Annotated in this window: 26 protein-coding genes; 18 read left to right on the forward strand and 8 right to left on the reverse strand. The window is 38.4% G+C overall.

The window, feature by feature from the left end; translation table 11 throughout:
* The first annotated feature begins 2 nt into the window (after nt 1-2).
* Nucleotides 3-1,208 (forward strand): NAD(P)/FAD-dependent oxidoreductase, encoded by a 1,206-nt coding sequence (locus A9501_RS00275; RefSeq protein ID WP_065264465.1) that lies wholly within the window; start codon nt 3-5, stop codon nt 1,206-1,208.
* Between the two features lie 59 nt (nt 1,209-1,267).
* Nucleotides 1,268-2,359, forward strand: a complete 1,092-nt coding sequence (locus A9501_RS00280; protein WP_065264466.1) for a 5-methyltetrahydropteroyltriglutamate--homocysteine S-methyltransferase — start codon at nt 1,268-1,270, stop codon at nt 2,357-2,359.
* 47 nt (nt 2,360-2,406) lie between these two features.
* Here the strand turns inward: A9501_RS00280 and yedF are convergent, their stop codons facing one another.
* The 4 genes from yedF to asd form a co-directional block, all read right to left on the reverse strand.
* Nucleotides 2,407-2,676, reverse strand: a complete 270-nt coding sequence (gene yedF, locus A9501_RS00285; protein WP_005627337.1) for a sulfurtransferase-like selenium metabolism protein YedF — start codon at nt 2,674-2,676, stop codon at nt 2,407-2,409.
* Between the two features lie 17 nt (nt 2,677-2,693).
* Nucleotides 2,694-3,914 (reverse strand): selenium metabolism membrane protein YedE/FdhT, encoded by a 1,221-nt coding sequence (gene yedE / locus A9501_RS00290; RefSeq protein ID WP_065264467.1) that lies wholly within the window; start codon nt 3,912-3,914, stop codon nt 2,694-2,696.
* 203 nt (nt 3,915-4,117) lie between these two features.
* Entirely contained in the window at nt 4,118-4,741 is a 624-nt protein-coding gene (locus tag A9501_RS00295; protein WP_032827240.1) for an FKBP-type peptidyl-prolyl cis-trans isomerase, read from the reverse strand.
* A 25-nt stretch (nt 4,742-4,766) separates the two neighbouring features.
* Entirely contained in the window at nt 4,767-5,636 is an 870-nt protein-coding gene (gene asd / locus A9501_RS00300; RefSeq protein ID WP_065264623.1) for an archaetidylserine decarboxylase, read from the reverse strand.
* A gap of 142 nt (nt 5,637-5,778) precedes the next feature.
* On the opposite strand from asd, the gene A9501_RS00305 reads away from it, so the two are divergent.
* From A9501_RS00305 to fabG, 7 genes are all read left to right on the forward strand, one after another.
* On the forward strand, nt 5,779-6,774 hold the full coding sequence (locus A9501_RS00305; protein WP_065264468.1) for a YeeE/YedE family protein: 996 nt from the start codon (nt 5,779-5,781) through the stop codon (nt 6,772-6,774).
* Nucleotides 6,775-6,788: 14 nt separating this feature from the next.
* Complete coding sequence (locus A9501_RS00310) at nt 6,789-8,165, forward strand: rhodanese-like domain-containing protein (protein ID WP_065264469.1); 1,377 nt, start codon at nt 6,789-6,791, stop codon at nt 8,163-8,165.
* 89 nt (nt 8,166-8,254) lie between these two features.
* Nucleotides 8,255-8,779, forward strand: coding sequence for a 23S rRNA accumulation protein YceD (yceD, locus tag A9501_RS00315; RefSeq protein ID WP_065264470.1), 525 nt, complete (start codon nt 8,255-8,257; stop codon nt 8,777-8,779).
* A 22-nt stretch (nt 8,780-8,801) separates the two neighbouring features.
* Nucleotides 8,802-8,972: a 50S ribosomal protein L32 gene (gene rpmF, locus A9501_RS00320; RefSeq protein WP_005544470.1), complete on the forward strand. Its 171-nt coding sequence runs from the start codon at nt 8,802-8,804 to the stop codon at nt 8,970-8,972.
* Between the two features lie 160 nt (nt 8,973-9,132).
* A complete protein-coding gene (locus tag A9501_RS00325; protein ID WP_065264471.1) occupies nt 9,133-10,083 on the forward strand; it encodes a beta-ketoacyl-ACP synthase III in 951 nt (316 codons plus the stop codon).
* Nucleotides 10,084-10,709: 626 nt separating this feature from the next.
* Nucleotides 10,710-11,648: an ACP S-malonyltransferase gene (fabD, locus tag A9501_RS00330; RefSeq protein ID WP_065264472.1), complete on the forward strand. Its 939-nt coding sequence runs from the start codon at nt 10,710-10,712 to the stop codon at nt 11,646-11,648.
* A 12-nt stretch (nt 11,649-11,660) separates the two neighbouring features.
* Nucleotides 11,661-12,389, forward strand: a complete 729-nt coding sequence (gene fabG / locus A9501_RS00335; protein WP_065264473.1) for a 3-oxoacyl-ACP reductase FabG — start codon at nt 11,661-11,663, stop codon at nt 12,387-12,389.
* Nucleotides 12,390-12,626: 237 nt separating this feature from the next.
* Here the strand turns inward: fabG and tsaA are convergent, their stop codons facing one another.
* Nucleotides 12,627-13,346 (reverse strand): tRNA (N6-threonylcarbamoyladenosine(37)-N6)-methyltransferase TrmO, encoded by a 720-nt coding sequence (tsaA, locus tag A9501_RS00340; protein WP_065264474.1) that lies wholly within the window; start codon nt 13,344-13,346, stop codon nt 12,627-12,629.
* 61 nt (nt 13,347-13,407) lie between these two features.
* Here tsaA and menA point away from each other — a divergent pair, with 61 nt between their 5' ends.
* The 3 genes from menA (at nt 13,408) to A9501_RS00355 (ending at nt 16,408) form a co-directional block, all read left to right on the forward strand.
* A complete protein-coding gene (menA, locus tag A9501_RS00345; RefSeq protein WP_065264475.1) occupies nt 13,408-14,319 on the forward strand; it encodes a 1,4-dihydroxy-2-naphthoate octaprenyltransferase in 912 nt (303 codons plus the stop codon).
* Nucleotides 14,320-14,370: 51 nt separating this feature from the next.
* Nucleotides 14,371-14,868: a ribonuclease E activity regulator RraA gene (gene rraA, locus A9501_RS00350; protein WP_065264476.1), complete on the forward strand. Its 498-nt coding sequence runs from the start codon at nt 14,371-14,373 to the stop codon at nt 14,866-14,868.
* Between the two features lie 154 nt (nt 14,869-15,022).
* Nucleotides 15,023-16,408, forward strand: a complete 1,386-nt coding sequence (locus A9501_RS00355) for a DASS family sodium-coupled anion symporter (RefSeq protein WP_065264477.1) — start codon at nt 15,023-15,025, stop codon at nt 16,406-16,408.
* A 55-nt stretch (nt 16,409-16,463) separates the two neighbouring features.
* Here A9501_RS00355 and pgeF read toward each other — a convergent pair whose 3' ends face one another.
* Both pgeF and rluD read right to left on the reverse strand, forming a co-directional pair.
* Nucleotides 16,464-17,198: a peptidoglycan editing factor PgeF gene (gene pgeF / locus A9501_RS00360; protein ID WP_065264478.1), complete on the reverse strand. Its 735-nt coding sequence runs from the start codon at nt 17,196-17,198 to the stop codon at nt 16,464-16,466.
* 3 nt (nt 17,199-17,201) lie between these two features.
* Nucleotides 17,202-18,176 (reverse strand): 23S rRNA pseudouridine(1911/1915/1917) synthase RluD, encoded by a 975-nt coding sequence (gene rluD, locus A9501_RS00365; RefSeq protein ID WP_065264479.1) that lies wholly within the window; start codon nt 18,174-18,176, stop codon nt 17,202-17,204.
* Between the two features lie 109 nt (nt 18,177-18,285).
* On the opposite strand from rluD, the gene A9501_RS00370 reads away from it, so the two are divergent.
* Nucleotides 18,286-19,071: an outer membrane protein assembly factor BamD gene (locus A9501_RS00370; RefSeq protein ID WP_065264480.1), complete on the forward strand. Its 786-nt coding sequence runs from the start codon at nt 18,286-18,288 to the stop codon at nt 19,069-19,071.
* Between the two features lie 48 nt (nt 19,072-19,119).
* On the opposite strand, the gene smpB is transcribed toward A9501_RS00370, so the two are convergent.
* Nucleotides 19,120-19,602, reverse strand: coding sequence for an SsrA-binding protein SmpB (gene smpB / locus A9501_RS00375; RefSeq protein ID WP_065250223.1), 483 nt, complete (start codon nt 19,600-19,602; stop codon nt 19,120-19,122).
* A 275-nt stretch (nt 19,603-19,877) separates the two neighbouring features.
* Between smpB and queA the strand changes: the two genes are divergently transcribed.
* The 5 genes from queA to yajC all read left to right on the forward strand — a co-directional run bounded on the left by queA (nt 19,878) and on the right by yajC (nt 23,665).
* The gene (gene queA / locus A9501_RS00380; protein WP_065264481.1) at nt 19,878-20,969 is read left to right on the forward strand and encodes a tRNA preQ1(34) S-adenosylmethionine ribosyltransferase-isomerase QueA; all 1,092 of its coding nucleotides are present in this window, start codon (nt 19,878-19,880) and stop codon (nt 20,967-20,969) included.
* A gap of 343 nt (nt 20,970-21,312) precedes the next feature.
* Complete coding sequence (tgt, locus tag A9501_RS00390; protein ID WP_065264483.1) at nt 21,313-22,461, forward strand: tRNA guanosine(34) transglycosylase Tgt; 1,149 nt, start codon at nt 21,313-21,315, stop codon at nt 22,459-22,461.
* A 64-nt stretch (nt 22,462-22,525) separates the two neighbouring features.
* Nucleotides 22,526-23,044, forward strand: coding sequence for a hemerythrin domain-containing protein (locus tag A9501_RS00395; protein ID WP_065264484.1), 519 nt, complete (start codon nt 22,526-22,528; stop codon nt 23,042-23,044).
* The gene (locus A9501_RS00400) at nt 23,041-23,262 is read left to right on the forward strand and encodes a sulfurtransferase TusA family protein (protein ID WP_065264485.1); all 222 of its coding nucleotides are present in this window, start codon (nt 23,041-23,043) and stop codon (nt 23,260-23,262) included. Before A9501_RS00395 ends, A9501_RS00400 begins: the two co-directional genes overlap by 4 nt.
* Nucleotides 23,263-23,371: 109 nt before the next feature.
* On the forward strand, nt 23,372-23,665 hold the full coding sequence (gene yajC, locus A9501_RS00405) for a preprotein translocase subunit YajC (protein ID WP_005631054.1): 294 nt from the start codon (nt 23,372-23,374) through the stop codon (nt 23,663-23,665).
* The last annotated feature ends 25 nt before the right edge of the window (nt 23,666-23,690 follow it).

Consider the following 23,690-nt stretch of genomic DNA (forward strand, 5'->3'; position numbering starts at 1 on the left):
CCGTGAGCCAATATTCTGAAAATATTATTATTGGTGCAGGTGCGGCTGGATTATTTTGCGCAGCACAGTTAGCTAAATTAGGCAAGTCAGTGACAGTTTTCGACAACGGCAAAAAAATCGGACGTAAGATTTTGATGTCGGGCGGCGGGTTTTGTAATTTCACCAATTTAGAGGTTACGCCTGCTCATTACCTTTCACAAAATCCTCATTTCGTTAAATCGGCACTGGCCCGTTATACCAATTGGGATTTTATTTCCTTAGTGGCGGAGCAGGGGATTGCTTATCACGAAAAGGAATTGGGGCAATTATTTTGCGATGATGGCGCAGAACAAATCGTTGAAATGCTGAAATCTGAATGCGATAAATATGGTGCTAAGATTTTATTGCGTAGCGAAGTTTCTCAAGTTGAACGGATTCAAAATGATGAAAAAGTGCGGTTTGTTTTACAGGTAAATTCAACCCAATGGCAATGTAAAAATTTGATTGTCGCCACAGGTGGGCTTTCTATGCCAGGGCTTGGTGCAACGCCATTTGGCTATCAAATCGCGGAACAATTTGGCATTCCTGTTATTCCTCCACGCGCGAGTTTGGTGCCTTTTACTTATCAAGAAACAGATAAATTTTTAACCGCACTTTCAGGTATTAGCTTGCCAGTCACGATCACTGCGCAGAGCGGAAAATCTTTTCATAACCAGCTTTTGTTTACTCACCGTGGTATTTCAGGCCCTGCGGTATTGCAAATTTCCAATTATTGGCAGCCCACTGAGTCAGTGGAAATCGATTTATTACCGAACCACAATGTGGAAGAGGAAATTAATCAAGCAAAACAACATTCACCAAAACAAATGTTGAAAACCATCTTGGTTCGATTACTTCCGAAAAAATTGGTCGAGCTTTGGATTGAACAAGGCATTGTGCAAGATGAAGTTATCGCTAACATCAGTAAAGTGCGGGTAAAAAATCTGGTGGATTTTATTCATCACTGGCAATTCACTCCTAATGGTACAGAGGGCTATCGTACGGCTGAAGTGACAATGGGCGGTGTGGACACCAAAGTGATCTCTTCTAAAACGATGGAAAGTAACCAAGTCAGCGGTTTGTATTTTATTGGTGAAGTGCTGGATGTGACAGGCTGGCTCGGTGGCTATAATTTCCAATGGGCGTGGAGCTCGGCTTATGCTTGTTCACAAGGAATTAGTGAAAAGTAGAAGGGATGTTGAAAATACGTTAGAATTCTTTTCATTAAATCATAAAATAAGGAAGTAAAATGTCAAAAATCCTCCCATTACATGCAGACACAGTCGGCTCTTATTTACGTTCACAAGTATTAAAAGAGGCCCGTTTAAAATTTGCATCAGGTGAAATTTCTCGTGAACAATTAACTGAGATTGAAGATCAAGAAATTACAAAGTTAATCCAAGCTCAGTTAGATGCGGGTATTCAAATTATCACTGACGGTGAGTATCGTCGTGCATTTTGGCACATTGATTTTCTAGAAGAATTAAATGGTATTGAAGGTTATCACCCTGAACATGGCTATAAATTTAATGGTGTTGAAACGAAACCTTATAATACACGTTGTTGTGGAAAGGTTTCTTGGAATCCAAATCATCCATTTATTGAACATTTTAAGAAATTGAATGCTATTGTAGGTGATCGCGGTATAGTTAAATATACCATCCCTAGTCCCAATCAATTAATGTATCCTATCCAGTGGGATACGGGCATTTATGCTACACGCGAAGAATTTGCTAAAGATGTTCAACAGGCTTATAAAGAAGCAATTAAAGCTTTTTATCATGCTGGCTGCCGTTATTTACAATTTGATGATGTTTACTGGGGTTCACTCTGTAATAACCACTTAAAACCTGAATTTGAGGCAGATAAAGCTCAAGCACTTGAGAATATTCAAGTGGTATTGGCAGATAAGCCTGCTGATATGGTGATTACAACGCATGTTTGCCGTGGTAATTTCCGTTCAACATATTTATTAAGTGGTGCTTATGATCCAGTAGCAGATGCATTATTTGCTAAGACTAATTATGATGGATATTTCTTGGAATATGATGATGATCGTTCAGGTGGTTTTGAGCCATTAAAATATTTTGCACAAAATCCACATAAAGGTCGCGTTGTACTTGGTTTGGTGAGTTCTAAATTTCCTGATTTAGAAGATAAAGATGTAATTAAATCACGCATTGCCGAAGCTGCAAAATACGTGCCTCTCGAACAGCTTTGTTTAAGCCCTCAATGTGGTTTTGCCTCTACAGAGGAAGGCAATATTATGACTGAATCCCAACAATGGGCAAAAGTGCGTCACGTTGAAGAAATCGCTAAAGAGGTTTGGGGCGAAGATTAATTTGATTTTATGGGTAGATAATAAATGGCTCCTTATGGAGCCATTTTTTAACGCTGAATTAAGTAACGTAATTTTGTTCCATCTTGCTCTACACTTAGCAGTGTATAGCCATGATTTTTAGTATCAATAGGAATGTTGTTGATAGATTGTGCGCAATCGCTTAATAGTTCTAAAATTTCACCTTTTTGTAATTGTGGCATGGTTTCTAACATTACAATAGCGGGGTAAGGGCAGGGTTCGCCTAACGTATCTAATGTATAATCGGGTGAAATGTCTTTTGGATCTTTATCTAATTTTTGAACAATAGTAAATGCCATGATTATGCTCCTTTTGATTAATTACATCCACAGCCAGTTTGTGCGGTTATTTGAGATTTTGCTTTGGCTAAGAAACGACGTTCCCACCAGACTACGGCAATTAAACATAAAATTAATAAACCGTAATTCACAAGTAAGCCACCTACGGGCCCGAAAGATTTTAGTAAATTAAGTTTTTCGTAATCAAGTGCTAAAACAGGAGCGATATCATCCCAAACATAGGCGAGATAAGTTGAACCGACTACGTTACCTAAGCCAACCCACATAAAGTGTACTTGACCTTCCATTGAGCGATACATCCAACCAGTTTCACAACCACCAGCGAGTACAATACCAAAGCCGAATAATAAACCGCCAATAATCGCATTGGGACCAGCCCACATAATCTTAGGCGAGACGCCAAGTTGAATGTAGCTAAATACACCAATGGTGCCCACTAATATTCCAAAAATAATCGCTTTTGCCATATAAGCACGCCCAGTTACCCATAAGTCCCGGAAAGCTGAGGTAAAACAAATTTGAGCACGTTCAATTAATAACCCGAAAGCCAAACCACAAAGCATAGCAAAACCAAGCTTAATAGATTGAGTCATTACATAAAGTGAAGCAATAAGATAAGCAAAAAATATAACCATACCAATCCAGAAACGGCGTTGTGCTTGTTTAGGATCTGTTTCTTTTATTTTCGCTGCGCCTTTTTTCAGTTCTAATTTAACGCGAAATATTGGTAGTAATGTGACTTTTACACCCGCATAAGTACCTATTGCAGTTGCGATAGTGAAGAACCAAGCGTGTACCGAAAATTGTGGAATACCTGTAAAAAGTGAAGCTAAATTACATCCCATTGCTAAACGTGCGCCAAATCCTGCTAATGCACCGCCAATTAAAGCTTGAACAATCCGACGTTTATGTGGTTGGTTGCGCCATTTTACATTATTTGCCCAAAGTGCTGCAGAAATACAACCTGCAAACATGCCTAAGATCATGACGCCATCAACACGTGAGAAGATGTTACCTTGCATTCCTATGATTTTGTAGTAACTCCATTCAGATACATCAACGCCTAATGCTTGTAATGCATGTCCTCCCCACCGAGTAAATTCCCCTGTCACAGCCCAATAAGTGCCTGTTACCCCAAAGTAATAAGCGGAAAGCAAACCTGCTGCAGTCACTGCGACAATCGGATTCCAGTATTTAATTAAGTAGTTTTGTTTAAATTGTAGCCAAATCTCTTTCATAAGATAACCTAAATTTATTGAAAAGAAAGATTTGCAAGAAAGGTATAAATAATGAATGCAGTGAAAAAAGAAGTGCCCATTTTCCTATACACAAAACTTGCGATATAAGACAAATGAAATTTGTCAGGTAAAATAATAACATTATTTTAACAATAAAGGCAAAATCTTTATGACTTTGCCTTTATAGGCATCGTATTTTTCGATTAAAGAATATCTAATAATTCTACTTCAAATACAAGCGTTGAGAATGGTGGAATTGATGCGCCAGCACCACGTTCACCATAAGCAAGTTCGTGTGGAATAGTGAGTTTCCATTTAGAACCGACAGGCATCATTTGTAATGCTTCAACCCAACCACGAATTACGCCATTTACAGGGAATTCAGCCGGTGTGCCACGAGCCACAGAACTGTCGAATACAGTGCCATCTGGTAATGTACCTGTGTAGTGTACACGCACTTTATCTGTTGCAGCTGGTTTTGCGCCATTGCCTTCAGTTATGATTTCGTATTGTAAACCGCTGTCGGTTACGTTTACGCCCGCTTTTTTCGCATTTTCTTCTAAGAATTTTTTGCCTTCTTCTTCAATGGCTTTAAATTGCGCTTGTTGTGCTTCAGCGGCTTGTTGTTGAAGTGCTTGAACCGAATGCATTAACTCATTGATGTCTAATGCAGGTTGATTATGATTTAATGCGTCAAAAATACCTTTCGCTACAGCTTCAACGGTGATTTCCATTTGGCTATCGGCTAATTGTTGGCCAATTTGCAAACCAATCCCATAGCTACCTTTTTCAGAAATGCTTTCTAATTTTACTTGTTCAAAATTCATTTGATGTTTTCCTTTCGTTAAAAAATTATTTTTTATATGCCAAGATTTCGCCCATGCGAACAGGTTCGTTGACGCTTAAATGATCAGCCAAATGCACTTGATTTGCTTGGAATAAATTAATCACTGTCGAGCCAAGTTGGAACCAACCCATTTCTTGACCTTTCAATAATTTGACCGCACTTTCGCCTTCATAAGTCCAAGTTTTCACTTCGTTGTGGCGTGGTGGATTAATTACGCCTGCCCAAGTTGTGCCAATACTTGCTGTGATGGTTGCGCCGACTAAAATTTGTACCATTGTGCCAAATTCAGTATCAAATACACAAATCACACGTTCATTACGCGCAAATAAATTTGGTACATGTTGGGCTAAAAATGGGTTCACAGAGAATAAATCACCTGGTACATAAATCATTTTGCGTAGCGTACCCTCGCACGGCATATGCACTCGGTGGTAATCACGAGGAGAAAGATAAGTAGTGGCAAATTCACCATTTTTAAAGGTTTCCACTAATTCTTTATCTTCTGCCAGTAAGTCTTCTAGGCTGAAAAAATGCCCCTTAGCTTGCAATAAAAGATTATCGTCAATATGACCGCATTCACTAATGCGGCCATCTGCTGGTAAACAAAGTGCGGTAGGATTTTGATTAATTGGACGCGCATTTTCTTTTAACGGACGAATAAAAAATTCATTAAAACTTGCGTAATCAGAAAATTGTTCTTTTTGCGCAATGCTCATATCAATGTTGTATTTTTTCGCAAAAGCTTTAATTACAACATGGGTTAGCACACCCCATTTTTGTTTAGCAAACCAGCCTGCAATTTGAGTTAAATAAATTTGCGGCATGACATATTGAAATGCCACTTTCAAGCGTTGCCAATAAGAATTTGAAGTCATCATTATCTTTCCTTGTTAAAAAAAGAGGCGTGATTATAGCAATTTTTTTTATTCTTCCAACTATTTAAATAATGACAGCTACAGAACAATTATGTTTTAATATCAGCAATTCATTTCCGCCATCAGTATTAAGGTTTAATCTATGTTTAGCGGCTTATTTATTGGAATAGCTTTCGGCATTCTACTTCAACGTACACAATTCTGTTTTGTTTCTGGTTTTCGTCGTTTTTTATTTGAAAAAAACTTCCGTTTTTTTACCGCACTTTTAATTGCTGTCAGTGTGCAATCTATCGGGCTTTTTACGCTGGCTGAATTTGAACTCATTAAAATTCCTACATCTCAGTTGCCTGTGCTTGCCAGTATTTTAGGTGGATTATTATTTGGCATTGGTATGGTGTTAAGTAATTGTTGTGGGAGTGGAGCTTGGTTTCGCAGTGCTGAAGGGGCGTTAGGCAGTTTACTTGCTCTGTTTGCTTTTGCGCTCACAATGGCTTCAACACAAACTGGCAGCCTTCGTCAATTCATTGGCGGATTAACCCAACAAACCACACAATGGAATAATATTTATTTAACATTCTCCATTTCTCCTTGGTGGTTGGTTGCGATTTTAATTATCGCCACGCTGATTCTATTTTCTCGCCGTGAAAAAATTCTTTCCCAAGAAAATCTTTCAAATCTTTCATTTTTTGACCGCACTTTTAAGCGTAGTTGGAATCCTTATTTAGGGGCATTATTAATTGGTTTGTTGGGTGTTGTCGCTTGGTATTTTAGTGCTAAGGCCGGACGTAATTTTGGCTATGGTATTTCTGTGCCTTCGGCTAATGTGGTGCAATATTTAGTCATCGGTCAGCAACGTTATTTAAACTGGGGGAGTTTATTTGTGGTTGGGATTCCATTGGGATCATTTTTAATGGCAAAACTTAGTGGTGATTTTAATCTCAGAATGCCTCAGCCAAAAGAAGCCTTACGACGTATTTTAGGGGGCGTTTTAATGGGCTTAGGCGCAGCATTAGCTGGTGGCTGCACAGTGACAAATTCTTTAGTGGCAACCGCCTATTTTTCTTGGCAAGGCTGGCTTGCCACAGGCTTTATTTTATTAGGGTGTTGGATTGGTAACAGATTGTTAGTGAAAAGATAAAAAGGAGAAACTCAATGAAATTTAACCGCTCTTTATTAGGTATTGGCATTGTATTTGCACTTGCAGCTTGTGATGACAATCAAGTAAAAACTATTGAAACAAAAGAACTTCTGGATAATTTGAATAATCCGAATTATGTGATTATTGATTCTCGCCAAGATAGCCTTTACAACGGTTTCAAAGATAAAAATACGATGCGTGGTGGACATATTCCTAACGCTGTGCAGTTTTCTTGCTCATGGCTCGATTCCATTGCACCAGATAAATTTGAATCTTTTGCAGCAGGCAAGGGGATTACTAAGGATAAAACCTTGGTATTTTATGATTCTAATCTGGATAATTTAGCTTGCATTAGTGCTGATTTCGCCGCAAAAGGCTATAAAACTCGCGTATTTAATGATTTTATCAGTTACGCTAATGCAGATTATCCATTAGAACATTTTCAAAATTTCCAATATAGCGTTTCTCCGGAATGGATTAATTCTGTGCTGAAAGGCGAAAAACCAGAAACTTTCGACAATGATAAATTTGCGATTTTTGAAGTGTCTTGGGGACCGTTAGAAAAATCCCAAGGCTATGTACAACACATTATTGGCGCTTATCATTTTGATACAGATTGGATCGAAAATGGCCCGATTTGGAATTTATCATCGCCGGAAGTGATTGAGCAAAACTTGTTGAAAAATGGTATTACGGCGGACAAAACTATTATTTTGTATTCAGATAATCAATTGGCTGCCTATCGCGTATTTTGGGCTTTAAAATGGGCTGGTGTGAAAGATATACGCGTATTAAATGGCAATCTTTCTACTTGGATGGATGCCAATTTACCAACAGAAACCACAGTGAATACACCAATACCTGAAACTCATTTTGGTGCAACAATTCCGGCAAATCCTGCAATTGATATTGAAACGCCGAAAGAAATTATGTTGGCACAACAAAATGGTTTGAAACTCATTAGTAACCGAGCTTGGGATGAATATACTGGCAAAGTGAGTGGCTATGATTACATTCCAGGCAAAGGTGAACCGCGAGGAGCAATTTGGGGCTTTGCCGGCACTGATTCTTCCAATATGGCTGATTTTTATGATCCGGATGGCACATTGCGTAACCCAAATGAAATTTTTGCTTTGTGGAAAACTCAAGGTATCGAAAAAGGCAATAAATTAGCCTTTTATTGTGGCACAGGCTGGCGAGCCGGCGTACCTTGGTTTATGACTCAACTAGCTGGCTGGAAAGATACTTTGATTTATGATGGTGGCTGGAATCAATGGCAAATGGATTCTGTTTATCCTATACAAAAAGGTGCGCCAAATAATATGACAAAACCGGATTCGAAAAATGATTTTGGCAAAGTGATGAAAAAAGGAAATTCCTGTAAAAGTTAATTGAGTGGGGGGAAATTACGAGTTTTATTACATAAAAAACGTGATTTCCCTTTGACTATCTTCGCAACAACGGGTAATATTCACGCCCTATGCAAAAGGTAAAACTACCCCTAACCGTTGATCCGGTAAAAGATGCTCAGAGACGGCTTGATTATGTTGGCTATTATGCCGCTAATCAGCTTGAGCGTTTGGCAGAATCAGTGGTAAACGTGCTCAGCGATGCACAGGTAACATTATCGTTTTATATTGATCCACAAAAATTAGTGGTGATGAAAGGTAAAGTACAAGTTGATGTCGAATTAGAATGTCAGCGTTGTAACGAACCTTACAAACAAACATTGGAATGTGAGTTTACTTATAGTCCAGTGGCTAATTGGGATCAAGCTGATGTATTGCCGGAAATTTATGAGCCAATCGAGTTCAATGAGTTTGGCGAAATAGATTTAATTGGCACGGTGGAAGATGAGCTAATTTTAGCTTTACCGCTTGTACCAATGCATTTATCTGAACACTGTGAAGTGTCCGCGCAGGAACAGGTTTTTGGCGAATTGCCTGATGAGTTGGCAAAAAAACCGAACCCGTTCGCTGTATTAGCTAATTTAAAGCAAAAGTAAATTAAATTTAGGAGTATGGCCAATGGCTGTTCAACAAAATAAAAAATCTCGTTCACGTCGTGACATGCGTCGTTCACACGATGCGTTAACTACTGCTGCAGTATCAGTGGATAAAGCAAGCGGTGAAACTCACTTACGCCACCACGTAACTGCAGACGGTTACTACCGTGGTCGTAAAGTGATCAATAAGTAATTTTTACTTATAGGTATTCACTTGACTCGTCTAACCTTGGCGTTAGATGTGATGGGCGGGGACATTGGTCCCCGTATTACTATCTCTACATTTCTTTTAACATCGGAAAATAATCCGGTGTCTCGATTTTTCCCTTTTTTAATCGCTTATCTTATTGAGTATGAATAGCAGAATTTTATCTACTGGTAGTTATTTACCAAGCTACATCCGCACAAATGCGGAATTGGAAAAAATGGTTGATACATCAGATGAATGGATTGTCACTCGTTCCGGTATTCGTGAACGTCGTATCGCGGCGGCAGATGAAACTGTTGCAACAATGGGTTTTGAAGCGGCAAAAAATGCGATCGAGGCTGCTCAAATTAATCCTCAAGATATTGAACTGATTATTGTTGCCACTACAAGTCACTCACACGCTTATCCAAGTGCAGCGTGCCAAGTACAAGGTTTATTAAATATTGATGATGCGATTTCTTTTGATTTAGCCGCAGCTTGTACTGGTTTTGTCTATGCCTTGAGCGTAGCCGATCAATTTATTCGTGCCGGCAAGGTGAAAAAAGCCTTAGTGATAGGCTCAGATCTCAATTCTCGTAAATTAGATGAAACTGATCGCAGCACTGTTGTGTTATTTGGTGATGGTGCGGGAGCGGTTATTCTTGAAGCGAGTGAACAAGAAGGGATTATTTCGACTCATTTGCATGCTTCAGCAGATAAAAATAACGCCCTTGTTTTAGCTCAGCCAGAACGTGGTATAGAAAAATCTGGATATATCGAGATGCAAGGTAACGAAACGTTTAAATTGGCAGTTCGTGAACTTTCAAATGTGGTGGAAGAAACACTTTTAGCAAATAATTTAGATAAAAAAGATTTAGACTGGCTTGTGCCACACCAAGCAAATTTACGTATTATTACAGCGACAGCTAAAAAATTAGAAATGGATATGTCGCAAGTGGTGGTAACGTTAGATAAATACGCTAACAACAGTGCAGCTACTGTGCCTGTCGCTTTAGATGAGGCTGTTCGAGATGGCCGTATTCAACGTGGGCAGTTATTATTATTAGAAGCCTTTGGCGGTGGTTGGACTTGGGGTTCAGCATTAGTACGCTTCTAATTAATTTGTTAGAATAGGTAAGTAATTTAAAAAGTGCGGTTAATTTTGACCGCACTTTTAGTATTTTGTTGTCAGGTTTCGCCTGATGGCGACCTACTTTCTTTTACACGTGTAAAAGAAAGTAGGCAAAGAAAACACGCCCCAGTTAAATCGCTGTTCTTTGCTTTGTTTCAATTTTCTAAACGGCAATTTGCTGAACTCGCTACGCTCAAACAGACGCAAATTGCCTAAAAATTGAAAGTCGCAAAGGCGATTTATATGGGGCCCCGAATTTATCGGAGCATTATTTAAAAAGTGCGGTTAATTTTGAATTCATTTTAAGAACAAAAAATATTTTGAGTTTTGAGCGCACTTTAAATAGGAGAAAGAACAAATTGGGTTCCCTTCTTTTCTACCTTTGTGGAATTGAATTTGTAGGAAATTTTCGTCTGTTTGAGCGTAGCGAGTTCAGAAAATTTCCGTTAAGCAAATTCAATGGAACAAAGGAAATAAGGAAAAGCAGGGGCGCTTTTCTTTTTGCTTACTTTTTCTTTGGCGAGCAAAGAAAAAGTAAGTCGCCATCGGCGAAACCCGATTTTAATTACCGAAGAAGAATTCTCAATTAAAAAACAATAGGACAAAACATAATGAAAAAATTTGCAATGGTCTTCCCAGGCCAAGGCTCCCAAACTGTCGGTATGCTTGCTGATCTTGCAACTGAATATCCAATCGTTACTGAAACATTTAAACAAGCATCTGATGCGCTTGGTTATGATTTATGGCATCTTGTTCAACAAGGTCCTGCTGAAGAACTTAATAAAACATGGCAAACTCAGCCCGCACTTTTGGCCGCTTCAGTAGCTATTTATCGCGTATGGCAAGAAAAATTTCCTCAATTAAAACCAGAAGTAATGGCAGGCCATAGCTTAGGTGAGTATTCTGCGTTAGTTTGTGCTGGTGTGTTGGATTTCCAAGATGCGATTAAATTAGTTGAATTGCGCGGAAAATTAATGCAACAAGCTGTGCCTGAAGGTACAGGCGCAATGTATGCGATTATTGGTTTGGATAATGAAGCAATTATTAATGCTTGTAAACAAGCAGAGGAAGGCGAAGTCGTATCTGCTGTGAACTTCAACTCACCAGGCCAAGTCGTTATCGCTGGCGCGAAAGCTGCAGTTGAGCGTGCGGCTGCATTATGTAAAGAAGCCGGCGCTAAGCGCTCATTGCCGTTAGCTGTGAGCGTGCCTTCTCATTGTGCATTAATGAAACCAGCAGCCGAGCAATTAGCGGTAACACTTGAGAATATTCAAATTAATACACCAACAACATCGGTATTAAATAACGTTGATGTGAAAGCGGAAACTGAAGGTGCAGAAATTCGTACCGCACTTGTTCGTCAGTTATATAGCCCAGTTCGTTGGACTGAAACAGTTGAAAAAATGGCGCAAGATGGTGTTCAAGCGCTTGTTGAGGTGGGACCAGGTAAAGTATTAAATGGTTTAACCAAACGCATTGTGGGTGATTTACAAGCAATATCTGTAAATGATGTTGCATCATTCAATGTTGTAGAAGAATTTTTAGCGTAAAAGGAAGAAAAAATGCAAGGTAAAATTGCTTTAGTGACAGGAGCTACTCGTGGTATCGGTCGTGCGATTGCAGAAGAACTTAGTTCAAAAGGTGCATTTGTAATTGGTACTGCAACATCTGAAAAAGGTGCAGAGGCGATTTCTGCATATTTAGGGGATAAAGGTAAAGGTTTAGTTTTAAACGTAACTGATAAAGAATCTATTGAAACTGTACTTGAACAAATTAAAAATGATTTTGGCGATATTGATATTCTCGTGAATAACGCAGGTATTACTCGCGATAATTTATTGATGCGTATGAAAGATGATGAGTGGTTTGATATTATGCAAACTAACTTAACTTCAGTGTATCATCTTTCTAAAGCGATGTTACGTTCAATGATGAAAAAACGTTTTGGTCGTATCATCAATATTGGTTCAGTGGTGGGTTCAATGGGTAATCCTGGACAAACTAACTATTGTGCAGCAAAAGCGGGTGTGATTGGTTTTTCTAAATCTTTAGCGAAAGAAGTGGCTGCACGTGGTATTACTGTAAATGTGGTTGCACCAGGTTTTATTGCAACAGATATGACAGAAGTGCTTACTGATGAACAAAAAGCGGGTATTTTATCTAATGTTCCTGCTGGTCGTTTAGGCGAAGCGAAAGATATTGCTAAAGCCGTTGGTTTCTTAGCTTCTGATGATGCGGCTTACATTACAGGCACAACGTTGCATGTAAATGGTGGATTGTATCTTAGTTAATTTATTAATAGATCGGTAAGTATGCTAATTTATTTATCATAAGTATGTAAGTGGATTCATATAGCGTGCCCCTTTTATGAAATAACTAAAACTCATGATAAAAACACCGCACTTGGCGGTGTTTTTTTACTTGAGCAATGTGACTTGGTTAACATAACAAATAGCTTACAAGGAAGTTAGTATATCTATTTTTTAAGAGAATGTGGATAAAATATCATCATATTCGATGGTTGAAATCTATCCACAAAATTCAATGTTAATTACTTCTACGCAATCTATTGTTCCGGTTTTGAGTCTCCATTTGACATTAAACTCGTACAAACTCATTCCATAAATACGATCACTCGGTTTACCTTGTTGGTAGGCTGGACGCGGATCTTGCTCTAGCACTTGGCGAATGAAACGACTTAAGTGCGGTCGTTTTTCTTCTCGTTTTTTTACCGCACTTTTGGCTTGTTCGGTAAATTCAACTGTCAGTTTTGCTGATGGCTTTTCTTGGGCAAAGCTAGATTGCGCATTTGGCTCACTATCCGCATAGGCAATATAGGGTTTGATATCGAAAATGGGCGTGCCATCCACTAAATCTACCGCACCTAAATGGAGAAAAACGTTACCGTTGATACATTCTACTTGACGTAATTCGACTTTGGATAAACCGAGAGGATTTGGGCGGTGTGTTGCGCGCGAAGCAAACACGCCAACTCGTTGGTTACCACCTAATCGCGGAGGGCGTACGGTGGGTTGCCATTTTTCTTGTTGGATTTGGTCGAATTGAAAAATTAACCAAAGGTGACTGAATTGTTCCAATCCTCTCACGGCTTCAGGCGAATTATACGGCGGTAAGAGTTCTACAATTCCTACTCCGTCTTCAACTAAATTAGGTTGGCGTGGTACGGAGAATTTTTCTTTATAAGGCGTGTGGATAATGGCGATAGGCGATAAGGTTAAATCATTCATAAATTGGGTGTCTTAGTGTAGAATACGCGGCCTATTGTAATCAAAAGTGCGGTCAAAAAAAATGACAAATGAAAAATTGAAAATGTGGTGGGAAACGGCTCGACCAAAAACTTTGCCCTTAGCGTTGGCATCGATTTTCACTGGTTCGGCATTAGGTTATTGGGCGAATCCACAAGGTTTTAATGGGCTTGTAATGGCGCTTTGTTTACTCACGACAATTTTATTGCAGGTGCTTTCTAATTTTGCTAATGATTATGGCGATCATCAAAAAGGTTCAGATACAGAAGAACGCATTGGACCATTACGTGGAATTCAAAAAGGAGCCATTTCAGCAAAAGAACTGAAATGGGGATTAATTCTAATGGTGGTAGCTAGTTTTCTTTCAGGAAGTTTCTTGATTGGAATCGCTTATGAAAGCCTCTCCGATTTATTAGCGTTCGCTGGGCTTGGCATTTTAGCTATTGTTGCTGCCATTACTTACACGGTTGGAGCAAAACCTTATGGCTATATGGGATTGGGCGATATTTCTGTATTAGTCTTTTTTGGTTTGCTGGGTGTTGGCGGTACTTATTATTTGCAAACTCACAGTATTGATAGCCACATTATTTTGCCTGCTATTGGCTCAGGCTTATTGGCAAGTGCGGTATTAAATATTAATAATTTACGCGATATTGAACAGGATGCGAAAGCTGGCAAAAATACTCTAGCTGTTCGTTTAGGTGCATATAAAGGGCGTGTTTACCACAGTATTTTATTAAGTGTGGCGGCCTTATGTTATTTAGCATTTGCTTTGGCAACGGCCATTTCTTGGACAAATTATTTATTTGTATTGGCGATGCCGTTGTTAGCTAAACATGCGATCTTTGTTTATCGCAGTCAGCAGCCAAGTGAATTGCGTCCAATCTTGGCTCAAATGTCGATGATTTCGTTATTAATCAATATCTTGTTTAGTTTAGGCTTGCTTATCGGCTAAATCGGCATATACTAAAGCAAACAAAATTTCAACAATCGATAGGGGAAAGTTATGTTTATTGATACTTCAGAACTTTGCGATCTTTATGCAGAACAAGTGGATGTAGTGGAGCCAATTTTTTCAAGCTTTGGTGGCGTAAGTAATTTTTACGGTAAAGTCACGACGGTAAAATGCTTTGAAAATAATGGATTAATTGCTGAAGTATTAGAAGAAAACGGCGAAGGTCGAGTGCTTGTCATTGATGGCGGTGGTGCGGTACGCCGTGGTTTGATTGATGCAGAATTGGCTCAACTTGCCGTTGATAATGGTTGGGAAGGCATTATTGTATATGGTGCAGTACGCCAAATTCAGCAATTAGAAAACCTTGATATTGGTATTCATGCCCTTGCGCCAATTCCAGTCAGTGCAGATGAAAGCAGTGTCGGTGAGAGCGATATTCCGGTGAACTTTGGTGGCGTAACCTTTTTCCCAGAAGATTATATTTACGCAGATCTGACAGGAATTATACTTTCGCAAGAGCCCTTAGATTTAGATGATTCGGACGAATAATACGAAAGAGCAAAAGTGCGGTGAAAAATAACCGCACTTTTTTTATCGAAATTTATTGCACTGGATCACATTTTTGAATATTACTTATTGCATGTTAATAACATTCCTTTAACATTATAACTCTTTTGAGTAGTAACCTTCATGGAGAACCTTTATGAGTGAGATGAAATCTTTCAAAAATCACAAAAATGGCATTATTTTTATTTTAGATATAGTGCTGTTTTTTGTGTTATTAAAAGTGTTGCCTTATGAGTCAAAGGCTAGTGCTGGTTTAGCTTTATTGGCTTTTGTCGCAGTGCTTTGGTTAACTGAGGCATTACATGTTACGGTTACCGCATTATTAGTGCCATTATTGGCGATTGCGCTAGATTTAGTGAGCACTAAGCAAGCTTTAGTGGCTTTTGCTGATCCTACAATCTTTTTATTCTTTGGTGGCTTTTCTTTAGCTACAGCTTTGCATATTCAAAAACTTGATAAAATGATTGCTAATAAGATTATGGCGTTAGCGCGCGGTAATTTATTTATTGCCATTATTTATCTCTTTTTGATTACAGCCTTTCTTTCTATGTGGATGAGTAACACGGCAACTGCAGCCATGATGTTACCGCTCGCAATGGGGATTTTGAGCCAACTTGATCGTGAGAAAGAACATAATACTTATGTGTTTGTGTTGTTAGGAATTGCTTATAGTGCATCAATTGGTGGTATGGGAACCCTTGTGGGTAGTCCACCGAATGCGATTGTAGCAAGTAACTTGCATTTAACTTTTGCAGATTGGTTATGGTACGGTTTACCGATAATGATTATTTTGCTACCACTGATGATTGGTACGCTTTACATTATTTTTAAGCCAAAACTTCATATTAATTTTGAGCAATCTTTTGAAAGCATTGAAATGAATTCAGTGCGTGTATTAACACTTGTTATCTTTGTTGTGATTGCTTTAACTTGGGTATTTAGTGGGCAAATTAATCCGCTGATTTCAGGCTTACTTGGTTTGCAGAAAAATATTGCGAGTTTCGATAGTGTTGTCGCTTTATTAGCGGCTATTGTGATTTGTTCTACGGGCATTGCAAGCTGGAAACAAATTCAAGAAAGTACCGATTGGGGCGTATTAATGCTTTTCGGTGGTGGATTAACATTAAGTGCGGTATTGAAGGATTCTGGAGCAAGTAAAATTTTAGCAGATAGCATTGTCTTTATGATTGAAGGACAACATTTCTATCTTATTGGCTTGTTAGTTGCAGCATTCATTATTTTCTTAACTGAATTTACCTCTAACACCGCAAGTGCGGCACTGCTTGTCCCAATCTTTATTTCTATCGCCCAATCATTGGGTATGCCAGAAATTGGTTTAGCATTAATTATTGGTCTTGGTGCATCTTGTGCCTTCATGCTACCAGTTGCAACGCCACCAAATGCTATTGTATTTGGTTCTGGTCAAGTGAAACAAAGTGAAATGGTAAAAGCTGGCTTTGTTCTAAATCTAGTATGTATTCTTGTAATTTCAACAATGGGATATTTATTCTGGTTGAATTAATAGCTAAGCTTGGAATTTTAAAAGAAGAAAAGCATGAATAGATGCTTTTCTTTTTTTATTCAAACCAAATAACACTTGCCATTCGTCCTGTTTGATGATCTCGGCGATAAGAAAAGAAATATTCTTTTTCGTTAAAGGTACAATGTTCTCCACCGTAAATGTGAGTAATACCTAGGTTGTTTAATCGTTGTGTAGCGATTTGGTAAAGATTACCAAGGAATTTTTCTTTTTCTCTCCTATCTGGTTGAAATGCCAGTTTCGCTTTTTGATCTATGGCGATAAATTGCTCTACAACATCGTTTCCTACTTGGAATGCTGTTGGACCGATAGCTGGTCCAAACCATGCCATGATCTCTTCAGGTTTGGCTTGAAAATATTTTATTGTTTCTTCTAATATGCCATCGCATAAGCCTCGCCATCCTGCATGAGTTGCAGCTACTTCATTTCCGCGTTTTGTTGTAAATAATACGGGCAAGCAATCTGCTGTCATAATAGTGCAGACTTGATTGGGTTCATTGGTATAAACGGCATCAGCTTCTAAATTATCGTCCAAATAAGGGAGTTGAATAACGCGTGTACTGTGAGTTTGAGTGAGAAATAAAGGCTCTTGAGGTAAGCTAAATTTTTCTACGAGTAAAGCGCGGTTAATTTTGACCGCACTTTTATCATCGCCGACATGATCGCCAAGATTAAAATCATTAAAAGGTGCAGCACTAACACCGCCTTCACGTGTCGTAGTAAAGGCGTGAATATTATCGGCAACAGGCCAGTTAGGTTGTATGATCCGCATTAATTAATAGTCTAATTCATTTTGGTGTTCTAGATAATCTGTTTTTAATGCGTTGAGCAGTTTCACAAAATCATCTGGTAAAGGCGCATACCATTCCATCATTTCCCCTGTAATTGGATGTGCGAGGCGTAACATTACGGCATGTAGAGCTTGACGTTTGAAATCACGTAAAACAGACATAAATGCTTCACTAGAATTTTTAGGTGGGCGAGGGCGTCCACCATAAGTTTGATCACCTAATAATGGGTGGGCTATATGTGCCATATGTACACGAATTTGGTGGGTTCGACCTGTTTCTAGTCGCAAGCGTAAGCGAGTGTAATTGCGGAAATTTTCCATAATACGATAATGAGTAATGGCAGGTTTTCCCATTGGGTGAACAGCCATTAATGTACGTTTGGTTGCATGGCGAGCCATTGGTTGATCTACAGTACCGCCTTTAGTCATTATGCCTGATGCGACCGCCTCATATTCGCGTGTGATTTTTCGTTTTTGTAGATCTCGTACAAGTTTGGTTTGTGCGGGGATCGTTTTAGCTACGACCATTAATCCGGTCGTGTCTTTATCTAGTCGGTGGACAATCCCTGCACGAGGCACTTCTGCGATTGGTGGATAATGATAGAGTAGCGCATTGAGCACAGTTCCATTCGGATTCCCCGCGCCTGGATGAACAACAAGATCTTTGGGTTTATTTATAACTATAATATCATCATCTTCATAAACAATATTCAAGGGGATATTTTCAGGCTCAAAACGTGTTTCATCTTCTATATCAACGGTAATTTCTACGTGTTCTCCCCCCAGCACTTTTTCTCGAGGAATATTGACAATTTGATTGTTAAGTTTAACGAGATCTGCTTCAATCCAAGTTTTTAATCTGGAGCGAGAGTACTCTGGGAACAATTCTGCAAGCGTTTGGTCTAAGCGTTGTCCTATTTGTTCTGACTGTATTTCAGCTGAAAGGGTTATTAATGGCATAAAAGGCTCTCAAAGTTTTTTTAAAAGTTGGCTTATTGATTAATGTTCTATACAATAGCTAGCAATTGTATCTTATTTATCGGTTTTCGTAAAAATTAAGGAAAAAACAATGCGTAAAATGAAATCTTTAGCTTTATTGGCAATGGCAGCATTGGTAGTTGGGTGTTCAGGCTCAAAAGATGTTGAACAAGCATCGGTGAGTGAACTTTATACGAAAGGTTCAAATGCGTTGCAAGAAGGTGGATATTCAGAAGCTATTCGCTACTTAAAAGCTGCAAATGAGCGCTTCCCTGGCAGCATCTATCAAGAACAAGCAATGATTGATTTGATTTACGCAAATTATAAGTCACAAAACTATACAGATATTGAGACGTTGGGAAATGATTTTATTCGTATGTTCCCTCAAAGCCAAAACCAACCTTATGTGATTTATATGACAGGTCTTGCATATTCGGCTATGAGCGATAATTTTATTCAAGATTTTTTTGGAATCGATCGCGCAACACGTGAAACGGTTTCTATGCGTAATGCATTTAATTATTTCCAAGGTTTAGTTACGCATTTTCCAAATAGTCCTTATACACAAGATGCGCTTGCTCGTATGGCTTATATTAAAGCGGCCCTTGCTCGCCATGAGCTAGATATTGCGAAGTTTTATGCTAAACGAGATGCTTGGGTAGCTGTGTCAAATCGTGTTGTTGGTATGTTAAAGCAATATCCTGATGCGCAAGCAACCTATGAAGGTTTATTCTTAATGAAAGAAGCCTACAATAAGATGGGACTAACTACATTAGAAAATCAAACTCAACAAATTATTGATGCGAATAAAGGTAAATCTTTTGAAGCGGTAGAAAAACCGAAAGAACCTGAATTAACCTTGCCTAAAGTAAAATAAACAATGCAATAAAGCCCGAATCATTTCGGGCTTTATACTTTTTTCATATCATCCACGATGTGCATTTTTCATAATGCGATCTTTTGTAACTTTCCACTCACGCTCTTTAATGTCATCGCGTTTGTCGTGTTGTTTTTTCCCTTTTGCTAAGCCAATTTTAACTTTTGCCCAAGCACTTTTCCAATAAAGAGATAGCGCCACAATAGTGAATCCGTCACGATTAGCTTTACCAAATAGTGAGGCAAGTTCTCGCTTATTGAGTAATAATTTACGTGTTCGTGTAGGATCGCAAACAATGTGAGTTGAGGCAACATTTAGAGGCTGGATGCTGGCACCAAATAAAAAAGCTTCTCCATTTTTGAAAATTACATAGCTATCACTAATATTTGCCTTGCCTGCACGCATTGATTTTACTTCCCAGCCTTGTAGTTCAAGACCTGCTTCAATCTCATCTTCAATAAAATAATCGTGTCGTGCTCGTTTATTCAGTGCAATAGTATTTGATCCGGGTTTTATTTTTTTCTTTGTCATTGTCTTTCACCTTATCTTGATTTCGGCATTCTATAGGATATCTTTTTTGATAGCAAAAAGATCGTGTAGGTATAGTTTATTAACATTTTGAATACTCATTGATGGCTAATGTAAGGCTACCATAAAATATTTAGCTATTCTCTCTCGAAAGAAACAAATCTTAAATTAACAGCTATACAATGAGGGGGATAAAATTCTCTTAATTTGATTTTTTCTTGAGTTCATATTGAATTCAAACTAGACTTAACCATCATTTTATTTTATCCATATTGATTATGCGTGTTTCAGATTTTAATTTTGATTTACCTGATGAACTTATTGCTCACTATCCAAAAGAGGATAGAGCATCTTGCCGTTTATTACATTTGAATGGAGAAAATGGAGCGGTAATTGACCGCACTTTTTCAGATGTATTGGATTTAATTGATGAAGGCGATTTATTGATTTTCAATAATACTCGCGTCATTCCTGCAAGAATGTTTGGGCGTAAAGCCAGTGGTGGAAAAATTGAAGTTTTAGTTGAACGCATGCTAGATGAGTATCGTTTCTTAGCCCATATCCGTTCATCAAAATCACCAAAAGAAGGGGCTGAATTATTTTTAGGTGAAGATAAATTAGGCGAAAATAATGGAATTAAAGCGGTAATGACAGCGCGTCATGGTGCATTATTTGAAGTGGAATTAAGTGATAAATCAACCGCTCTTTTAGATGTGTTGCAAGCCATTGGACATATGCCATTGCCGCCTTATATTGACCGTCCAGATGAAGAAGCCGATCAAGAATGTTATCAAACCGTTTATAGTAAAGTACCGGGTGCTGTAGCTGCACCGACAGCAGGATTACATTTTGATGAGAACTTACTTGAAAAACTTAAAGCGAAAGGCGTGAATTTTGAATTTGTTACATTGCATGTCGGCGCAGGAACATTTCAGCCTGTTCGTGTCGAGAATATTGAAGAGCATGTGATGCATGCAGAATACGTAGAAGTTTCTCAAGAAGTTTGCAATGCAATTATTGCAACAAAGAAAGCGGCTAAACGTGTTATTGCAGTAGGAACCACTTCTGTTCGTTCTATTGAAAGTGCGGCGCTTTCTGCGGAAGAATTTGGCAATCCAGATTTAATTGAACCTTATTTTTCTGATACCTCTATTTTTATTTATCCTGGTAAAAAATTCCGAGTAGTAGATTGTTTAATTACTAATTTCCACTTACCTGAAAGCACATTGATAATGTTAGTTTCAGCTTTTGCTGGTTATAAAAATACTATGAATGCGTATAAGCATGCAGTGCAAGAAAAATATCGTTTCTTTAGTTATGGAGATGCGATGTTTATTAATAAAAATTCTAATGTGAGAGGATTGGAATAAGTTGTTTGACTTGTAATTAGTCAGCACCTACAATAAAGAACAAGAGATGGCAGTAACCATCCCTTGTCGGAGAATCTACCTAGCCAGCGCTACCTTTCAATAGTAGGCAAAGTAGAATAACAATGATTAGTTTAATGATGAGATTAATCATAGTTTTTATCCTCAATTTGATTACAAATGAAGGATCTACTCAAACAGCCCGTCAGGTGCGTACTGGCGGACTGATTTTAGCAGATCCGCCTCTGCTCAAAGAGCATTGGAAATATGATAGCACAAAGCCTGTATTTTTTAACAGGCTTTTTTGTTCAAAAAATCTTCGAACTGTTTATTCGTTGGAGCAAAAATGAAGTATGAATTAGATAAAACAAGCGGCAATGCCCGTCGTGGTCGCTTGGTATTTGAACGTCCACAAGGCACGTTCAGTGTAGAAACCCCTGCATTTATGCCAGTGGGTACTTATGGAACAGTAAAAGGCATGACACCAGAAGAAGTGCGTGCGACAGGTGCAGAGATTTTACTGGGTAATACGTTCCATCTATGGCTTCGTCCTGGACAGGAAGTGATGCGTAAACACGGTGATTTACATGATTTTATGCAATGGCATCGCCCGATTTTGACAGACAGTGGCGGTTTCCAAGTATTTAGTTTAGGTAAATTACGTAAAATTACCGAAGAAGGCGTGAAATTCCAAAATCCAATTAACGGTGAGCGCATTTTCCTTTCGCCTGAAAAATCTATGGAAATTCAATATGATTTAGGTTCTGATATCGTGATGATTTTCGATGAATGTACGCCTTATCCAGCGACTTTCGATTATGCGAAAAAATCCATGGAAATGTCTATTCGTTGGGCAAAACGTAGCCGCGATCGCTTTGATGAATTAGGCAATAAGAATGCCCTATTTGGTATTATCCAAGGCGGCGTATTTGAAGAATTACGCAAAGTATCATTAGAAGGCTTAGTGAATATTGGCTTTGACGGTTATGCAGTGGGCGGTTTAGCGGTAGGCGAACCAAAAGAAGACATGCACCGTATTTTAGAATACATTTGCCCACAAATCCCTGCTGATAAACCGCGTTATTTAATGGGCGTGGGTAAACCAGAAGATTTAGTGGAAGGCGTGCGTCGTGGTATTGATATGTTTGACTGCGTAATGCCAACTCGTAATGCTCGTAACGGCCATTTATTCGTGACTGACGGCATTGTTAAAATCCGTAATGCAAAATATCGCGATGATACCAGCCCATTAGATCCTGAATGTGATTGCTACACCTGTAAAAACTACACCAAAGCCTATTTATATCATTTAGATAAGTGCGGTGAAATTTTAGGTGCGCGCTTAAATACCATTCACAATTTACGCTATTATCAACGTTTAATGGCGGAAATTCGTCAAGCGATTGAAGATGATCGTTTTGATGATTTTGTGGTGGAATTCTATGCTCTCATGGGCAAACCTGTTCCACCATTACAATTAGCAGATAAATCATAATTGATGAAAGTGCGGTAGAAAAATGAAATGTTTTTTGACCGCACTTTTTAACAAAGGAAACCTTATGCAAATTCTTGAACCTCAACAATTCGCCACCTGGAATGAACCTATTGAAATGCTTTATGCCTGTCATAGTAAGGTAAAACGTTTTTGTCGCCAGTTAAGCATTTTGCCTGATTATCTAGAAAAACACGGCTATACTCAGGCTGTATTAAATGATGTTGAGCAGATTTTAACTTATTTCAATCGTGCAGCACCGCTACATCATGAGGATGAAGAATTAGATTTTTTTCCTCAATTAGTCAAAGTGGCTCCGCAAGCACAAACCTCCATTGATGAATTAGAAAAACAGCACGAATATTTGCATGAAAATTGGAATGCACTATCTGCGCAGTTAGAAGAACTTATTTCTGAACAACGTCAAAATATTGATGAACATTTAATTGAACGCTTTGTTCAAGGTTATGAGCGTCATATTGCGTTAGAAGAACCGCTATTTGAAATGGGGCGTGAATGCTTAAGTGCGGATATTTTGGCTGAAATGGGCAAGAACATGAGTGCTCGTCGTCAAGTTAAAGAATGAAATATCAGCTCAATTTAACCGCACTTCGATGTCCAATTCCTATTTTAAGTGCCAAAAAAGCCTTAAAAAATTTGGATAAAAATGATGAGCTAATGTTGATCTTAAACCTTGAAAGTGCGGTGGAAAATTTTTCTATTTTTGCAGAAGAAAATTCTGTTGTTTTGGTCGAGCAATATTACGCTTCGGAAAAAGAATTTATCGTTATCTTGAAAAAATAAAATTAATCGCCATAACGTAGGATATTGGGCGTGGTTCACCTTTCCCAATGAGCCAATTTATGGTATTTTAAGCGCAATTTTTAACTTAAATTAACAAGGAAAACATACAATGGAAGCACAAAACCCGATGTCCACGTTATTTATTTTCGTGATCTTTGGTTTAATTTTTTACTTTATGATTTATCGCCCGCAAGCTAAACGCAATAAAGAACATAAAAAATTGATGTCTGAGCTTGCAAAAGGTACTGAAGTTTTAACTGCTGGTGGTTTAATCGGCAAAATTACTAAAGTAACCGAAGGTAGCGATAGCATCGTGATTGCGTTAAACGACACGACAGAAATTACGATTAATCGTAACTACATTGTGAGCGTTCTTCCTAAAGGTTCATTAAAATCACTTTAAGAGTAACGTTAAATTATTTTCCAGA

The organism is Haemophilus sp. CCUG 66565 (assembly GCF_001679495.1).
GTDB lineage: Bacteria > Pseudomonadota > Gammaproteobacteria > Enterobacterales > Pasteurellaceae > Haemophilus > Haemophilus haemolyticus_K.

Excerpts from the sequence above, each read along its gene's own strand:
- A9501_RS00310 (WP_065264469.1), top strand. The coding sequence starts at position 6,789 with ATGAAATTTAACCGCTCTTTATTAGGTATTGGCATTGTATTTGCACTT.
- pgeF (WP_065264478.1), bottom strand. The coding sequence starts at position 17,198 with ATGCGGATCATACAACCTAACTGGCCTGTTGCCGATAATATTCACGCC.
- A9501_RS00400 (WP_065264485.1), top strand. The coding sequence starts at position 23,041 with ATGAAATATCAGCTCAATTTAACCGCACTTCGATGTCCAATTCCTATT.
- A9501_RS00295 (WP_032827240.1), bottom strand. The coding sequence starts at position 4,741 with ATGAATTTTGAACAAGTAAAATTAGAAAGCATTTCTGAAAAAGGTAGC.
- menA (WP_065264475.1), top strand. The coding sequence starts at position 13,408 with ATGACAAATGAAAAATTGAAAATGTGGTGGGAAACGGCTCGACCAAAA.
- A9501_RS00355 (WP_065264477.1), top strand. The coding sequence starts at position 15,023 with ATGAGTGAGATGAAATCTTTCAAAAATCACAAAAATGGCATTATTTTT.
- yedF (WP_005627337.1), bottom strand. The coding sequence starts at position 2,676 with ATGGCATTTACTATTGTTCAAAAATTAGATAAAGATCCAAAAGACATT.
- yajC (WP_005631054.1), top strand. The coding sequence starts at position 23,372 with ATGGAAGCACAAAACCCGATGTCCACGTTATTTATTTTCGTGATCTTT.
- yedE (WP_065264467.1), bottom strand. The coding sequence starts at position 3,914 with ATGAAAGAGATTTGGCTACAATTTAAACAAAACTACTTAATTAAATAC.
- A9501_RS00305 (WP_065264468.1), top strand. The coding sequence starts at position 5,779 with ATGTTTAGCGGCTTATTTATTGGAATAGCTTTCGGCATTCTACTTCAA.
- A9501_RS00395 (WP_065264484.1), top strand. The coding sequence starts at position 22,526 with ATGCAAATTCTTGAACCTCAACAATTCGCCACCTGGAATGAACCTATT.
- tgt (WP_065264483.1), top strand. The coding sequence starts at position 21,313 with ATGAAGTATGAATTAGATAAAACAAGCGGCAATGCCCGTCGTGGTCGC.
- rraA (WP_065264476.1), top strand. The coding sequence starts at position 14,371 with ATGTTTATTGATACTTCAGAACTTTGCGATCTTTATGCAGAACAAGTG.
- fabG (WP_065264473.1), top strand. The coding sequence starts at position 11,661 with ATGCAAGGTAAAATTGCTTTAGTGACAGGAGCTACTCGTGGTATCGGT.
- A9501_RS00280 (WP_065264466.1), top strand. The coding sequence starts at position 1,268 with ATGTCAAAAATCCTCCCATTACATGCAGACACAGTCGGCTCTTATTTA.
- rpmF (WP_005544470.1), top strand. The coding sequence starts at position 8,802 with ATGGCTGTTCAACAAAATAAAAAATCTCGTTCACGTCGTGACATGCGT.
- A9501_RS00370 (WP_065264480.1), top strand. The coding sequence starts at position 18,286 with ATGCGTAAAATGAAATCTTTAGCTTTATTGGCAATGGCAGCATTGGTA.
- rluD (WP_065264479.1), bottom strand. The coding sequence starts at position 18,176 with ATGCCATTAATAACCCTTTCAGCTGAAATACAGTCAGAACAAATAGGA.
- A9501_RS00325 (WP_065264471.1), top strand. The coding sequence starts at position 9,133 with ATGAATAGCAGAATTTTATCTACTGGTAGTTATTTACCAAGCTACATC.
- queA (WP_065264481.1), top strand. The coding sequence starts at position 19,878 with ATGCGTGTTTCAGATTTTAATTTTGATTTACCTGATGAACTTATTGCT.
- smpB (WP_065250223.1), bottom strand. The coding sequence starts at position 19,602 with ATGACAAAGAAAAAAATAAAACCCGGATCAAATACTATTGCACTGAAT.
- fabD (WP_065264472.1), top strand. The coding sequence starts at position 10,710 with ATGAAAAAATTTGCAATGGTCTTCCCAGGCCAAGGCTCCCAAACTGTC.
- tsaA (WP_065264474.1), bottom strand. The coding sequence starts at position 13,346 with ATGAATGATTTAACCTTATCGCCTATCGCCATTATCCACACGCCTTAT.
- asd (WP_065264623.1), bottom strand. The coding sequence starts at position 5,636 with ATGACTTCAAATTCTTATTGGCAACGCTTGAAAGTGGCATTTCAATAT.
- yceD (WP_065264470.1), top strand. The coding sequence starts at position 8,255 with ATGCAAAAGGTAAAACTACCCCTAACCGTTGATCCGGTAAAAGATGCT.